The sequence below is a fragment of the Spirosoma sp. genome, from assembly GCF_026391055.1.
Lineage (GTDB): Bacteria > Bacteroidota > Bacteroidia > Cytophagales > Spirosomataceae > Spirosoma.
Map to the genome: position 1 here is coordinate 60,409 of NZ_JAPLET010000026.1, position 14,419 is coordinate 74,827.

Genomic DNA, 14,419 nt, shown 5'->3' on the forward strand with positions numbered 1-14,419 from the left:
TTTGGTTGCTTTAGCTCTTTAACTAGTACGCATGAAAATAATCACCTTTGGCGAAGTCATGCTCCGGCTAAGCCCACCGGGCGTTGACCGCCTTGCGCAAACCGACAGCCTGAACATGCATTTTGGCGGTACAGAAGCCAATGTAGCCGTTTCGCTGGCGCAGTTTGGTATGCAATCGGCCCACATCACCCGTTTTCCAGATCATGCACTGGGGCGGTCAGCAGCAGGTTATCTGCGCAAATACGGCGTTGACACCCAACACATTCAATACGGCGACGGGCGACTGGGGCTGTATTTCCTCGAAACGGGGGCAGGAAGCCGGGCAAGCCAGATCATTTACGATCGGGTAGACTCTGCGTTTGCGCGTATCCGGGCGAATTCGGTCGATTGGGAAACTGTGCTAAGTGGCGCGTCGTGGTTCCATTGGACGGGAATTACCCCGGCGCTGTCGCAGGGGGCAGCGGATTGCTTGCTGGCTGGCATTCAGACCGCTAACCGGCTGGGTGTTCCCGTCTCCGCCGATATCGTTTACCGTAGCAACCTGTGGCAATATGGCAAAACACCGCAGGAAATAATGCCCGCCCTAACCCGGGGCTGTACGCTTGTTCTGGGCAGTAAAAGCCTTTTTTCAGACCTCTACGGGGTTGTCGGCAGTACATTCCAGGAATCGGGCCGGGCGCTTATGGAGCGTTTTCCCAACGTACGGTATATCACCGATACCAAACGACGGTCCATCAGTGCGTCGCACAACCAACTGGCAGCTAAACTGTTCGACGGTGAAACCGTATACAAATCCAGAACGCACGACATTCAATCCATCGTCGACCGTATTGGTACGGGCGATGCATACATGGCTGGCTTGATTTATGGCTTGCTGACCTTCAATGATCTTCAACGAACCGTTGAGTTTGGTGCGGCTGCCTCTGCGCTGAAACACACCATTGCAGGGGATGTAAACCTGGCTACTATTGCTGAAGTTGAGACGCTGGCCAATGGCGACAGTTCAGGAAAGTTAAAGCGATGAGCAGTCATTTTGTGCTTACGATAAAATACCGGCTACGGGTAACGCTGTAGTTCGTATTATTGCCGAATTATGATGAACTCAATAAAAAAGTCAATTTAAGTTAATAGTAAATCCGTCTGATTATAACTGCAGACCAGATTGCAGCACGTCCAACCATGGCTAAATTAACCCGTTCAACCCATCCAGTACCTGTTTACCCGGAAAAAATCCTTCAATTTGGTACGGGTGTACTTTTGCGAGGCTTACCTGATTATTTAATACAAAAGGCGAATAGCGAAGGGAGATTCGAAGGATCTATTGTGGTCGTAAAATCGACTGATAGCCAGACGAATGAGTTTTCGGATCAGGATAACCTTTACACGGTTGCGGTTCGGGGTGTTCAACAGGGGCAGGAAGTGGTCGAAAATACCATTGTTTCGGCGATCAGCCGGGTGCTGGCTGCACAGACCCAGTGGAACGACGTGCTGGTTTTGGCCCGTAACCCAAAGCTACAGATCATCATTTCCAATACCACAGAAATTGGCCTCAATTATGTCGAGGAGAGTATTTTTCAGCATCCACCCCAGTCGTTTCCGGCCAAGCTAACGGCGTTTCTTTACGAACGGTTTCGCAGTGTGGGTGGCTCAAAAGCCAAAGGGCTGGTTGTTATCCCCACGGAACTCGTTACCGATAACGGACTGAAATTACGGGAAGCCGTAGAGAAACTGGCTCAGTTCAACGAGTTAGGCAAGCTCTTTACCAAGTGGCTCAAATTCCACGTTCGGTTCTGTAACTCTCTCGTCGACCGGATCGTTACGCGCCCCACCGAGGAAGATAAGCTGGCTTTTGAGAATGAAGCAGGTTACGAAGATGACCTCCTCACCTTCACGGAGCCCTATCACCTCTGGGCAATTGAAGGCGATGACCGTGTCCGGCAAACATTGTCGTTTGCGGGTCCATCTACGCCACAGATTATCATTGATGAGGATATTAATTTTTATAAGGAGCGGAAGCTTCGTGTGCTCAATGGTACGCACACGTTAACCATGCCACTGGGTTATCTGCTTGGACTGGAAACGGTAGCCGATGAAATGAGGCACCCGGCCATGAGCAAATTTGTCGAGCAGTTGATGCTCAATGAAATCGTGCCAACCGTACCCGACTACGACATTCCGGGTATGGACAAAGCCGCCGTTGCCCAGTTCGCCCATGACGTTCTGGACCGGTTCCGCAACCCGCATCTGGACCATTTGCTGTTGAATATTTCGCTTCAGCAGACGGCTAAAATGCAGGCCCGAAATGTAGCTACGCTGCAACGCTATTACGAGCAGTTCAACACCGAACCCAAACTTATGGCCTTCGGGTTCGCGGCTTATTTGTTGTTTATGAAGGTTGTTCGGGAAGAAAACGGGCAGTTCTTCGGCGAAATATCCCTGCCGGGTGGTGGAATACTCAACTATCCGATTCGAGATGACAAAGCAGGCTACTTTTATGGCGACTGGAAAACGGTAAACGAAGGTGATACAGCCACAGTTGACGCCTTTGTGAAGAGTGTCTTGTCTGATACAACGCTCTGGCAGGCCGATCTGACCGCCTTACCCGGCTTTAGCGAAAACGTTGCCGAAAACCTGAATGCGTTACTGACGGATGGTGTCGAAAAGAGTCTCGAAAAAGTGATTGCCTGATTCTCCAATAAAATCTTAAACCAATAGCCCCGCCAGATTCAGGTAGCTGGCGGGGCTATTGGTTTTCAAAAGAAGCTACTGTAGTGCCGACCATCGGGAACTACAGTAACAGTTCTAGTCTAAAAAAGCCCGGATTTTCTCAGCCGTTGCCGCCAGTTCGTCCTGACTGGGATTCATTTTGTTATGGAAGTTCATGTCAGCCATTGAGTTGAGCGGAATCAGGTGGACGTGTGCGTGCGGCACTTCCAAACCAACCACTGCCACACCGATGCGTAGACAGGGAACCGCCTTCTCGATAGCCGGGGCAACTTTTTTGGCGAACGCCATCAGCCCGATATACAGGTCGTCGTCCAAATCAAACAGGTAATCGACCTCTTTCTTGGGAATAACCAGCGTATGCCCCGTGGTGGTTGGCATTACATCCAGAAACGCCAGGTAGTCGTCCGTTTCGGCGATTTTATGAGCCGGAATTTCACCAGCCACAATTCGGGAGAAAATAGAGGGCATAGGTAACGAATAATGTAAAATGGATAATGGACAATGTAAAATGCAGTACTGGATCTGACCCCATCTGTCATTATTCATTTTACATTATCCATTAATTTATCGGGCTATTTCCATTACTTCAAACTCCAACACACCAGCGGGTACCTTAATTTCGGCGGTGTCGCCAACGCGTTTCCCGAGCAAGCCTTTACCAATGGGCGAACCCACCGAAATACGGCCAGTTTTAAGGTCTGCTTCTTCTTCTGAAACGAGGATATAGAGCATCTCTGCACCACTTTTCTTGTTCTTGATCTTTACTTTCGATAGTACCGATACCTGCGAGGCATCAATGGTCGATTCGTCCAGAACCCGTGCGTTCGAGAGTACCTCTTCCAGTTTCGATATTTTCAGTTCATGTAGCCCCTGTGCATCTTTAGCCGCGTCGTACTCGGCGTTTTCGCTAAGGTCTCCTTTATCGCGGGCTTCGGCAATCTGACGGGCAATTGCGGCCCGGCCTTTAGTTTTCAACTCAACCAATTCAGCTTTCAGCCGGTTGAGTCCTTCTTCTGTGTAATAAGAAATCTTTGCCATAATGTAGTCGTACTTACTCGTTATTCGTATTTATTGGTGTGCTCCCTAAAAACAAAAAGAACGGTACACCGACCGTTCTGCAACCAAATTGGTTTTCTTTGCAGACGCGTCAGAGTCGCCGTCGGGTTTCCGAAGCGCTCGGTCCAAAGATGTAAAAAAATAATCGTTGCATAGGCTAAGCCGGTTACAGGCCAGTCATATTCTGTTGAAACGTGCAGGAAGCAACGCTTCTTGTGATACAAAAGTAAAAATACTTCCCGGCTATATCAACACATAGCCGGTTGTCTTCGTAAAAACTGATTTACCGAAACATGCCACAACCCCTTCGTATTATATTCATGGGCACGCCCGATTTTGCCGTTGCCAGCCTCCAGCGTCTGCTGGGAGCCGGTTTTCAGGTCGTGGCCGTTGTCACCGCTCCCGACCGGCCTTCGGGACGCGGACTCCAGTTGACCCCGTCACCCGTAAAGAAAGCAGCCGAAGCCGCTAATTTACCGGTCCTTCAACCCGAAAAGCTCCGCGATCCGGCTTTTCTGGAACAGCTCGCCAGCTATCAGGCCGATTTGCAAGTCGTGGTAGCCTTCCGAATGCTGCCGGAGGTGGTTTGGGGGATGCCAACCATCGGAACATTTAATCTGCATGGCTCGCTGTTGCCGCAGTACCGCGGAGCCGCCCCTATTAACTGGGCTATTATCAACGGTGAGACGGAAACCGGCGTGACGACCTTTTTTATCGAAAAAGAAATTGATACGGGGCAGATGATCTTTCAGGATTATGAACCCATTTACCCGGACGATACCGCCGGAACGGTTCACGACCGACTGATGGAGCGGGGTGCCAATCTGGTCGTCAAAACGGTTCATGCTATTGAGGCCGGTACGTATCCCCGCACGCCCCAACCCGTAGCCGAAGACCTGAAACCGGCCCCGAAACTCAGCCGGGAGTCCACCGAAATCAACTGGAACCAGCCGGTAATTCAGATTCGCAATTTCGTACGGGGGCTGTCGCCTTACCCCACTGCCTGGACGAAAATTAACGGAAAGGTTTTCAAGATTTACGCGGTCTCCGTTGCCAATGAGTCGCCTTTTGCGGCCGAACAACCGGGTGAAGCCTTCTCCGACAATAAGAAAATTATTCTGGTTCGGGCGGCCGACGGCTGGCTACAGATCGACGCCCTCCAGGCCGAAGGCAAACGACGTATGACGGCGGAAGAGTTTTTGCGGGGGAACCGTCTGAACCAAGATTCGTAGGATTTGAAGGATTTTCCTGATTGAGGCATCCAAACCAAGGGTTTGATATTTGGTGAGAAGAGCTTTTAACTAGTAAAAGAGGAACCCCTTACTTCTTTGGCTGGTAACACCTTAACTCATTTCTTACATGAAATCAGCCTTACTAGGCTTAGCCTTCACCATTTTCGGCCAAGTGGCCGTTAACGCCCAAACGGAAACCTACGCTGAGAAGCTGGGTTTCCCCAAAGGAAAGAAAGTCGTTATTTTCCACGTCGATGATGCAGGGATGAGTTACGAATCGAACGTGGGGACGATAAACGCGCTCGATAAGGGTATTGCCAGTTCAACCAGCGTGATGATGCCCTGCGGCTGGGTTCCGCAGTTTTTCGAGTACGTAAAAAAACACCCGATTGCCGATGTGGGCGTTCACTTGACGTTGACATCCGAATGGAACGGCTACCGATGGTCGCCGTTGGTGGGTCGCGAGAAAGCGCCGGGTTTATACGATGAGCAGGGCGCTTTCTGGCACTCGGTCGAACAGGTCGTTCAGCACGCATCGGCCGATGAGGTGGAAGCTGAAATTCGGGCGCAACTGGCTCGCTATCGTGCGTTTGGTGTGAAGCCCACGCACATGGACTCCCACATGGGAACGCTCTTCGACCCGAAATTCATTATGCGCTACGCCAAAGTAGCTATCGAAGAGAAAATCCCGGTTCTATTTCCGGCAGGTCATGCCACCTTGATATTCAAAGCCAACAACGTACCAGCTCCCATGCAGCAACTGGCGCAACAGGTCGGCAAACAGCTCTGGGATGCAGGCCTGCCTGTTATGGACGACCTCGACGGCACAAGTTATGGCTGGACGCTACCTGTCGGAACACCCGTTACCGACGTTACTATTCAAAAATACAAAACGCAGAAATTCATTGAACTACTCAAGTCAACGAAGCCCGGCCTGACTTACGTTATTATGCATTGTACGGCTCCAAGCCCTACCTTTGACCAGATAAGCGGCTCCGGCCAGTCCCGCAACGGCGATATGCTCGCCATGATGGACCCCGCTCTGAAATCGTTTGTCGAAAAAGAAGGAATCATCATCACCACCTGGCGCGAGTTAATGGAACGACGGGGGAAAGTTAAGTAAGTCGGTAAGTCAGTAAGTGGCTGATGCGAGTAATTTGCTTTCGCGTCAGCCACTTACTGACTAAATTCATAAATTATACATGAAGATCAGTTTAATTGCTGCCGTTGCACAGAACGGCATTATTGGTCGCGAAAACGATTTGCCCTGGCATTTGCCCGACGACTTCGCATTTTTCAAACGTAAGACCAGCCACCATCCCATTATCATGGGTCGCAAATCGCTGGAAGCACTCGGCAAACCGCTGCCCAACCGCACGAATATTGTGCTTACCCGCAACACGGAGTTTTCGGCTGAGGGCGTAACCATTGTCCATAGGCTGGATGAGGCCATTGCCGAAGCAGAAGCCATCAACCAGATCGAAATTTTTGTCATTGGTGGGGCGGAGATTTACAAAATGGCCTTACCCATCGCCACTACACTTTACCTGACCGAAATTCATCAGGATTTCGAGGGTGACGCTTATTTCCCCGCATTTGACAAAAGCGAATGGAAAGAATTGAGCCGACGCCCGCATCCCGCCGACGAACGCCACGCCGTATCGTTTGACTTCGTGGAGTACGAAAAAGTCTAGAAACCCGCGCCAGCTTTCTACGCACAAACAGCGTAGACGGGTGTTTCTTCAAAACGGGACGCGACAATAACCTCCGTTGTGTCGCGGTGCAGGGAGAACAAATCCTTGGTGAGTTGTGGGCAGTTGTTGTCTTTGGAGAGGTGCGACAACAGCACGTGGCTCATGAAGGCCGGTTTGTGCGTTCTGAAAAGATCCAGCGCCTGCTGGTTGGAGAGGTGCCCTTTGCCGCCCCGGATTCTATTCTTCAGAAAATACGGGTACCGCCCTCTCTCTAGCATATCCTCATCATAATTCGCTTCCAGAAAAGCCGCGTGGCACTGCTTAAAATGATGAATCAGGTGTTCGCAGGGGGCACCAATATCAGTAAACACACCCACTTTCGTATCCCGGCCGGCGACCAGAAAACTGTGCGGGTCGCTGGCATCGTGATGCTTGGGAAATGCCGTAATGCATAGCTCACCAATCCAGACTGGCTCATACGCACGAAGCGGACGAAGCGGAAAGCTGGTTTGCGGTAAGCCCGAGTTGTTCAGGGTGCCGGGGGTGATGAAAACGGGAATCTGGTGTTTTTTGGCCAGTTGAGGAATGCCCCGGATATGGTCGCTGTGTTCGTGAGAAACAAAGATGGCTTTAACGGTTTGCATGGATAAGCCAAGCCGCTCCATTCGTCGTTCGGTTTCCCGGCAGGAGATACCAGCGTCGATCAGAACAGCTTCCCGCTCATTGCCAACGTAATAACAATTACCGTTGCTGCCCGAATTTAATGAGGTGATGAACAATTGCATAATACTACAAAGTAAGGGTAAAAATTGACATAATCTGCCTTGTACGCTCTAGAGCGGCCAATCATTATTATGTCTACCGATCAGGATTATATACTTCGCGTATCAGGACTTACGAAAACATTTTCGGGGGTAAAAGCGCTGGATAACGTCCGGCTCAACCTCCGGAAAGGCGAAGTTCACGCGCTAATGGGCGAAAACGGGGCGGGGAAGTCGACCTTCATGAAACTGCTCATTGGCCTGCTGACACCCGATTCCGGCGAAATCATCTTTAAAGGCAACCCGCTCAAAACCGGTAATGTCAACGACATTCTGAGGAAGGGCATTTCCATGATTCATCAGGAAATTCTGGCTGTTCCGGAGCTAACCGTAGCGCAGAATATCTTCCTGGGTCGGGAAACGAGTAACCGCTTGTTTGGCTGGCTCAACGACCGGCAGCAGATCAAACAGGCGGGCGACCTGCTGAAGCAGCTAGGCCTTACCATCCAGCCCACCACGCCCATGAAGTACCTGAGTGTGGCCGAAATGCAGATGGTTGAAATTGCCAAAGCCATTTCCAACGAGGCCAGCGTCATCATCATGGACGAGCCCACCTCCGCCCTTTCCGATAAGGAAGTCGCTACACTTTTCAGAATCATCGGCGACCTGACCAGAAAAGGGGTAGCCATTATTTACATTTCGCACAAGATGGACGAAATATTTACCATTGCCGATACCATTACGGTATTGCGGGACGGTAAATACATCGTTACCAAACCCGCGTCGGGGCTTGACACCAATGAGCTGATTACCCTCATGGTTGGCCGCGAAATCGACACCCTTTTCCCGGAAAATATCAGTTCCAGAGGGGACGAAGTACTGTCCGTTAAGGGCCTGAGTCAGCCAGGCAAATTCACCAACATCAGCTTTGCTGTTCATGCGGGCGAAGTGCTGGGCCTTGCGGGGCTAATGGGGGCGGGAAGAACCGAAATAGCCCGCGCCATTTTTGGACTCGACAGCTTCAGCGATGGCGCGGTTTACCTACGGGGCGAAAAAACCACGATCAAATCACCCGCCGATGCCATTCGACAGGGTATCGGTTACGTGAGCGAAGACCGCAAAGCTTTCGGCTTCATTCCCCGTTTGTCGGTTAAGCATAACATTACCTTGTCGAGCCTGCGTGGTTTTTTTACGCAGCCCAAACAGGAAACTGAAACGGCCCTGTCGCTGATGACAGATCTGCGGATAAAAGCAAACGGTCCCAATCAGGCAGTAACTTACCTCAGCGGGGGCAATCAGCAGAAGGTCGTTATCGGCAAGGTGCTACTGGCCAAACCGGCAGTGATTATCCTCGACGAGCCAACGCGCGGTATTGACATTGGAGCTAAAGCCGAAATCTATAAACTAATCAACCAGCTAACTGCCGATGGTATCGCCGTCATCCTGATTTCGTCGGAACTCCCCGAGATACTAGGCCTGAGCGACCGGATACTTGTGCTGTCGCAAGGACGGCAAACGGCCATGCTTTCCCGCTCAGATGCCACCCAGGAATCGATTATGCGGTATGCAATGCCCGCCAACTGACAAATCCCTTACCCACTATCAATGAAAAACGGCCTCATCAGTACTTTTTCCCAGACCGGACAAGCCTACAAAACACGCATCCAGGGCATTGGCAAATACGGCCTTCTGCTGGCTTTCTTCGTCATTTGTCTGGCCCTCTCCCTGATAACCCCGAAGTTTTTGACGGTTCAGAACCTGATGATCATTGTGACGCAGGTATCCATCAACGCCCTCCTGGCCTTTGGTGTCACGTTTGTTATCATAGCGGGCGGTATCGACTTATCTATTGGGTCGATGGTGGCGGTTACTGGTGTTGTGGCGGCTTCATTTGCTCACCCGGATACGTACCCCGTGGCCGTTCCTATCGGTATGGGGCTGCTGGCGGGGCTGCTCTTCGGCGCGTTCAACGGCTTCGTTATCACCCGTAGTAAGGTTCCGCCTTTTATTGTTACGCTGGGCACGATGACCATCGGCCGGGGGCTGGCGCTAATTGTGAGCAAAGGACGGCCCGTTTCCAACCTATCGGACTCGTTCAACTTTTTAGGTGGCGGTAAAATTCTGGGTATTCCCACGCTCATTATTATTCTGGTTATCCTGTTCGTTGTTTGCTCCATTCTCCTCAAACGCACCGTACTTGGCCGCTACATCTACGCCGTTGGTGGGAACGAGCAGGCGGCCAAAGCCTCCGGCATTCAATTGAACCGGGTGAAAATGGTTGTTTACACGCTATGCGGTGGTCTGGCCGCACTGGCGGGTATCCTGCTGACATCGCGCATCACTACGGGGCAACCCAACGCCGGAACTGGCTTCGAACTCGACGCCATTGCTGCGGCCATTATCGGCGGCACCAGCACCTCGGGCGGCACGGGCACCATGACGGGCACGCTTATTGGTGCGCTGCTGATCGGCGTCATCAGCAACGGCCTCGACCTGCTTAATGTCACGTCCTATTATCAGCAGGTAGTTATGGGCGTCATTATCATCGGCGCCGTAGTGCTGGACAGTATGAATCAGATGAGTAAAGCATAAATCATGCACTGAACAGCCTATAGATGTTTTTGGCAATACAAACAGTCCTTTTAACGCAAACAGCCAGAAGCTGTTTGGTACAACTAACGAACCAATATGAGACGCCTTTCACTACCTGTAATCACCTCTGCCCTATCCTTATTTCTTTTACTCGCCAGTTGTAACCAATCAAGCACGTCCGAAACCAGCCAGGACGGAGAAGGTAAGAAACTAGTGGTGGGCGCCACTATGCTGAGTATGCAGAATGAGTTTATCGTCAATGTGCACGACGAGATGGACAAAGAAGCGCAAAAGGCCGGTATTGAGTTAATTACGGTCGATGCGGAACGGTCGGCGCTGAAGCAGGTGGAGCAGGTTGAAAGCTTCATTGCGCAGAAAGTCGATGCCATTATCATGAATCCCTGCGAAGTGGAAGCCAGTTCACCAGCCGTTGCCAAAGCACTGGCCGCCAAAATCCCGATCATCAACGTTAACTCCGAGACGAGTTCGAAGCCCTCGGCTTTTGTGGGTTCGGATGATGTCGAATCGGCCCGAATTGCCATGAAATTTATTGCTGATAAGCTTGGCGGCAAAGGCAACGTAGTTATGATGCACGGTTATATGGGTCAGGCGGCCCAGATAAAGCGGGAACAGGGAGCGCGGGAAATCCTGAAGCAATACCCGAACCTGAAACTGCTGGCCCACCAAACGGGCGAATGGGACCGCGCCAAGTCCATGTCGCTGATGGAAAACTGGATTCAGTCGTACGGTTCGCAGATCAACGCCGTCTTCGCGCATAATGATGAGATGGGCCTTGGTGCCGTAAAAGCCCTGACCGACGCAGGCCTGAAAGATAAGGTGATTGTGGTGAGTATCGACGCCATTCCCGATGCGTTACAGGCCGTCAAAAAAGGTTCGCTGGACGCTACCGTTTTCCAGAATGCCGAGCAGCAGGGTGCAAAAGCCATCGAAACGGCCATTAAAGCCGCCAAAAGACAACAGTTTGACAAAGAAACACTTGTACCCTTCCAGCTGGTCACCAAAGATAACCTGAGTAAGTTTTTGAAGTAACTTTGTTTTATAGGAACGCGGCTCTTATCGACTAAAAGTCCGTTTTCAATCCGCGTTGCATAGCATCTGTTACATCCGCGTTCCTATAAAAAACCGTATGGCAATTACGACTGGATTCATTACTGTAGGCTATCAAAGGTTTCGATTCTTATTAGTCGTCTGCTGCACTCTTCTGTTTCTTCAAAGTTGCGGGGTCGACAAACCGGCGGAGATCGCTCAACTGGACGATAAGCTTCCAGAAACCATCGACTATAATCTACACGTCAAGCCCATTCTGTCTGACAAATGTTTTTTTTGCCACGGGCCGGACAAGAACAGCCAGAAAGCCGGACTGGAATTAGCCACTCCGGAAGGAGCTATGCCCGCTCTCAAAAAAGCAAAAGGGAAACACGCCATCGTTCCCGGCGACCTTGCCAACAGTGAAGTCTATCACCGGATTCTGAGCACCGACGAGCATGAGATGATGCCGCCAAAAGCCTCGAACCGGTCGTTATCGGTTTACGAAAAGGCCGTTCTGATCAAATGGATCGAGCAGGGAGCGGAGTATAAACCGCACTGGGCGCTTATTAAACCGGATAAGTCAGTCTTGCCAGTTGTGAAAGGCACCAGCTGGCCCAAAAATCCAATCGACTACTTTACCCTGAGCAAGCTGGAGGAAAAAGGACTCAGACCATCGCCCGAAGCCGACAAAGAAACGCTCCTCCGACGCGTAACCCTCGACCTCACCGGCCTACCGCCTACCCTTTCCGAAATAGACGCATTTATGGCCGACACCTCGCACAATGCCTACGAAAACGTAGTCAACCGGTTGTTGAAGTCGCCCCATTACGGAGAGAAAATGGCGGTCGACTGGCTGGATTTATCCCGTTATGCCGATACACATGGCTACACGGTCGACCGATACCGTCCCATGTGGCCCTGGCGGGATTGGGTCATTCAGGCGTTTAACCGCAACCGGCCATTCAGCCAGTTTATCACCTGGCAACTGGCGGGGGATCTGCTTCCCAACCCAACGCCCGAACATCGGCTGGCCACGGCCTTCAACCGTAACCATTCGCAGAATATGGAAGGCGGCATTATCAACGAGGAGTTTCGGGTGGAGTACGTCGCCGACCGAACCAATACGCTGGGTACGGCCCTAATGGGTATGACCGTCGAGTGCGCCCGCTGCCACGACCATAAGTTCGACCCCATCTCGCAGAAGGATTATTACAGCCTGTTCGCTTTTTTCAACAACGTAGACGAAGCCGGCCAGATTTCCTGGGACGATGCCATGCCGGTGCCCACCATGCTGCTCACCCAGCCGAAAGAAGATAGCCTGCTTGCTTTCATCGACACGAAGATCCGAAAGGCGGAAACCGATCTGAAACAAACCGTACAGACCGAACAGAAAGCCTTTGACGCCTGGCAGTCGAAAGCCAATGCTGTGCCGTTCGATCCACGTAAAGGATTGCAGGCACGTTTTACCTTCGATAAACTGGTAAAGGGGCGATTCGTGAATGACGTGAGCATCAAAGACAGCGGCAAAGTGGCCGACCCGGTGCTTGTGCCGGGCAAGCTGGGTAACGCCTTTCAATCTAATGGCGACGACATTCTGACGCTCGGTCAGGCCGGTGTTTTCAATCGGTCGCAGCCGTTCTCTATTGGTGTGTGGGTCAACATTCCGAAGAACGTGTCGAAAGCGGCCCTCGTTCACAAGGGGAACGGCGATATTCTATACAATTTCCGGGGGTATTTCCTCAACCTCCGCGACGACAAAGCCGAACTACTGATGGCCCATACCTGGCCTTACAACAGTATTGTCCGGGTTAGTCGGCAGATGCTGCCCAAAGAAAAGTGGATTCAGCTGACCATGACCTACGATGGTTCCAGCAAAGCGAACGGCTTCCGACTGTACGTCGACGGGCAGGAGATGGCCTTACAGACCGAACGCGACAACCTCTACAAAGACATATTATTTACGGGGAAACAAACGGGTCTGATGGTTGGGGCAGATATGCGCGGTCCAGGTTTCAAGAAGGGGCTGATCGATGAACTGGTCGTTTACAACCGTACGCTGAGTCCTCCCGAAGTGCAGGCACTGGCTCAGTCTGTGCAACAGGTAACGCCCCTAAAAGGCGACCCGTTGAAACAGTATTACTTCAGTCATCTTTCGCCCGTCTACCAGCAGCAGCAACAGGCTTTGCAGCAACTCCGGGCCGAGCGGAACAAGCTGGTGGAGACTATACCGGAAATTATGGTGATGGAGGAGATGAAAACGTCCCGTCCAACCTATCTGCTCAAACGGGGGGTGTACGACGCCCACGGTCCGCAGGTAAAACCCGATGTACCGGCCAGCGTGCTGCCCTTTTCACCGGACCTTCCCCGCAATCGGCTGGGGCTGGCCAAATGGCTGCTCCACCCCGATAACCCGCTGACGGCGCGGGTAGTGGTAAACCGGTACTGGCAAACGTATTTTGGCAACGCTATTCAGAAGTCGGCCAACAACTTCGGAAATCAGGGCGGGCTGCCTACTCACCCGGAACTGCTCGACTGGCTGGCGGTTACCTTCCGCGAAGGCGGCTGGAACATAAAAGCCATGCAGAAGCTGATTGTCATGTCGGCCACTTACCGCCAGTCGTCCTATGGCACCCGCGAAAGTTTGCAGAAAGACCCGGAAAACACCTGGTTGTCGCGCGGACCGATTTCCCGGTTAACCGCCGAGATGATTCGCGACAATGCACTGGCCGCTAGTGGGCTTTTGTCGAAGAAGATGGGCGGACCCAGTGTAAAGCCTTACCAGCCGGAAGGACTCTGGGCGGTCAATAACACGACCTACGAGCAGGATAAAGGCGAAAGTTTGTATCGACGGAGCCTGTACACGTTCTGGCGTCGGACCAACCCGCCCCCATCCATGAACACCTTCGATGCGCCGTCGCGCAGCTATTGTGTAGTTCAGCGGCAGAAAACCAGCACGCCCTTGCAGGCACTGGTGTTGCTCAATGACCCGCAATTTGTTGAAGCCGCCAAAGTCGTTGCCGAACGGTCGTTTGCCCAACATACCACCGTACCGGATCGGCTAACGCATATGTTTCGGCTTTTGGCCAGTCGGAAACCAGCACCAAAGGAGCTGGCTATCTTAACCCGGTTATATCAGCAGGAATACCAGTTGTTTACGAAAAATCCGCCCAAAATGCAGGGCTGGTTACAAGCTGGTGAATACCAACTCCGGGGCACGGCCGATAAGCCCGCTCTAGCCGCCAGTGCCGTTGTGGCCAGTACCGTCATGAATTCAGAAGCGTTCGTTACCAAGCACTAACCAGACCTA

At 51.8% G+C, this 14,419-nt stretch carries 12 protein-coding genes; 9 read left to right on the top strand and 3 right to left on the bottom strand.

What is annotated here, in order from left to right; all coding sequences use genetic code 11:
- Positions 1–31: 31 nt before the first annotated feature.
- Positions 32–1,024, top strand: coding sequence for a sugar kinase (locus NT073_RS23505; protein ID WP_297378528.1), 993 nt, complete (start codon positions 32–34; stop codon positions 1,022–1,024).
- Positions 1,025–1,179: 155 nt separating this feature from the next.
- Positions 1,180–2,688: a tagaturonate reductase gene (locus tag NT073_RS23510; protein ID WP_297378532.1), complete on the top strand. Its 1,509-nt coding sequence runs from the start codon at positions 1,180–1,182 to the stop codon at positions 2,686–2,688.
- A gap of 114 nt (positions 2,689–2,802) precedes the next feature.
- Here the strand turns inward: NT073_RS23510 and NT073_RS23515 are convergent, their stop codons facing one another.
- Both NT073_RS23515 and greA read right to left on the bottom strand, forming a co-directional pair.
- Positions 2,803–3,195: an HIT family protein gene (locus NT073_RS23515; protein ID WP_297378535.1), complete on the bottom strand. Its 393-nt coding sequence runs from the start codon at positions 3,193–3,195 to the stop codon at positions 2,803–2,805.
- A 96-nt stretch (positions 3,196–3,291) separates the two neighbouring features.
- Positions 3,292–3,765, bottom strand: coding sequence for a transcription elongation factor GreA (gene greA / locus NT073_RS23520; protein WP_012925656.1), 474 nt, complete (start codon positions 3,763–3,765; stop codon positions 3,292–3,294).
- A gap of 311 nt (positions 3,766–4,076) precedes the next feature.
- Here greA and fmt point away from each other — a divergent pair, with 311 nt between their 5' ends.
- The 3 genes from fmt (at position 4,077) to NT073_RS23535 (ending at position 6,709) form a co-directional block, all read left to right on the top strand.
- On the top strand, positions 4,077–5,015 hold the full coding sequence (fmt, locus tag NT073_RS23525; RefSeq protein WP_297378542.1) for a methionyl-tRNA formyltransferase: 939 nt from the start codon (positions 4,077–4,079) through the stop codon (positions 5,013–5,015).
- Positions 5,016–5,142: 127 nt separating this feature from the next.
- On the top strand, positions 5,143–6,138 hold the full coding sequence (locus tag NT073_RS23530; protein ID WP_297378545.1) for a polysaccharide deacetylase family protein: 996 nt from the start codon (positions 5,143–5,145) through the stop codon (positions 6,136–6,138).
- Positions 6,139–6,217: 79 nt separating this feature from the next.
- Positions 6,218–6,709, top strand: a complete 492-nt coding sequence (locus NT073_RS23535) for a dihydrofolate reductase (protein WP_297378548.1) — start codon at positions 6,218–6,220, stop codon at positions 6,707–6,709.
- 17 nt (positions 6,710–6,726) lie between these two features.
- Here the strand turns inward: NT073_RS23535 and NT073_RS23540 are convergent, their stop codons facing one another.
- The gene (locus NT073_RS23540) at positions 6,727–7,494 is read right to left on the bottom strand and encodes an MBL fold metallo-hydrolase (RefSeq protein WP_297378551.1); all 768 of its coding nucleotides are present in this window, start codon (positions 7,492–7,494) and stop codon (positions 6,727–6,729) included.
- Between the two features lie 69 nt (positions 7,495–7,563).
- Between NT073_RS23540 and NT073_RS23545 the strand changes: the two genes are divergently transcribed.
- From NT073_RS23545 to NT073_RS23560, 4 genes are all read left to right on the top strand, one after another.
- Positions 7,564–9,054 (top strand): sugar ABC transporter ATP-binding protein, encoded by a 1,491-nt coding sequence (locus NT073_RS23545; RefSeq protein WP_297378553.1) that lies wholly within the window; start codon positions 7,564–7,566, stop codon positions 9,052–9,054.
- A 21-nt stretch (positions 9,055–9,075) separates the two neighbouring features.
- The gene (locus NT073_RS23550; RefSeq protein ID WP_297378555.1) at positions 9,076–10,062 is read left to right on the top strand and encodes an ABC transporter permease; all 987 of its coding nucleotides are present in this window, start codon (positions 9,076–9,078) and stop codon (positions 10,060–10,062) included.
- Between the two features lie 96 nt (positions 10,063–10,158).
- Positions 10,159–11,112 (top strand): sugar ABC transporter substrate-binding protein, encoded by a 954-nt coding sequence (locus tag NT073_RS23555; RefSeq protein ID WP_297378558.1) that lies wholly within the window; start codon positions 10,159–10,161, stop codon positions 11,110–11,112.
- A gap of 97 nt (positions 11,113–11,209) precedes the next feature.
- Positions 11,210–14,410 carry a DUF1553 domain-containing protein gene (locus NT073_RS23560; RefSeq protein WP_297378561.1) on the top strand — a complete coding sequence of 1,067 codons (3,201 nt, stop codon included), beginning with the start codon at positions 11,210–11,212 and terminating at the stop codon, positions 14,408–14,410.
- Positions 14,411–14,419 lie beyond the last annotated feature (9 nt).

What these genes read in the sequence shown, in the direction of transcription:
- NT073_RS23560 (WP_297378561.1), top strand. Translation starts at nt 11,210, where the DNA reads ATGGCAATTACGACTGGATTCATTACTGTAGGCTATCAAAGGTTTCGA.
- NT073_RS23510 (WP_297378532.1), top strand. Translation starts at nt 1,180, where the DNA reads ATGGCTAAATTAACCCGTTCAACCCATCCAGTACCTGTTTACCCGGAA.
- NT073_RS23545 (WP_297378553.1), top strand. Translation starts at nt 7,564, where the DNA reads ATGTCTACCGATCAGGATTATATACTTCGCGTATCAGGACTTACGAAA.
- NT073_RS23550 (WP_297378555.1), top strand. Translation starts at nt 9,076, where the DNA reads ATGAAAAACGGCCTCATCAGTACTTTTTCCCAGACCGGACAAGCCTAC.
- fmt (WP_297378542.1), top strand. Translation starts at nt 4,077, where the DNA reads ATGCCACAACCCCTTCGTATTATATTCATGGGCACGCCCGATTTTGCC.
- NT073_RS23555 (WP_297378558.1), top strand. Translation starts at nt 10,159, where the DNA reads ATGAGACGCCTTTCACTACCTGTAATCACCTCTGCCCTATCCTTATTT.
- NT073_RS23505 (WP_297378528.1), top strand. Translation starts at nt 32, where the DNA reads ATGAAAATAATCACCTTTGGCGAAGTCATGCTCCGGCTAAGCCCACCG.
- NT073_RS23540 (WP_297378551.1), bottom strand. Translation starts at nt 7,494, where the DNA reads ATGCAATTGTTCATCACCTCATTAAATTCGGGCAGCAACGGTAATTGT.
- greA (WP_012925656.1), bottom strand. Translation starts at nt 3,765, where the DNA reads ATGGCAAAGATTTCTTATTACACAGAAGAAGGACTCAACCGGCTGAAA.
- NT073_RS23535 (WP_297378548.1), top strand. Translation starts at nt 6,218, where the DNA reads ATGAAGATCAGTTTAATTGCTGCCGTTGCACAGAACGGCATTATTGGT.
- NT073_RS23515 (WP_297378535.1), bottom strand. Translation starts at nt 3,195, where the DNA reads ATGCCCTCTATTTTCTCCCGAATTGTGGCTGGTGAAATTCCGGCTCAT.
- NT073_RS23530 (WP_297378545.1), top strand. Translation starts at nt 5,143, where the DNA reads ATGAAATCAGCCTTACTAGGCTTAGCCTTCACCATTTTCGGCCAAGTG.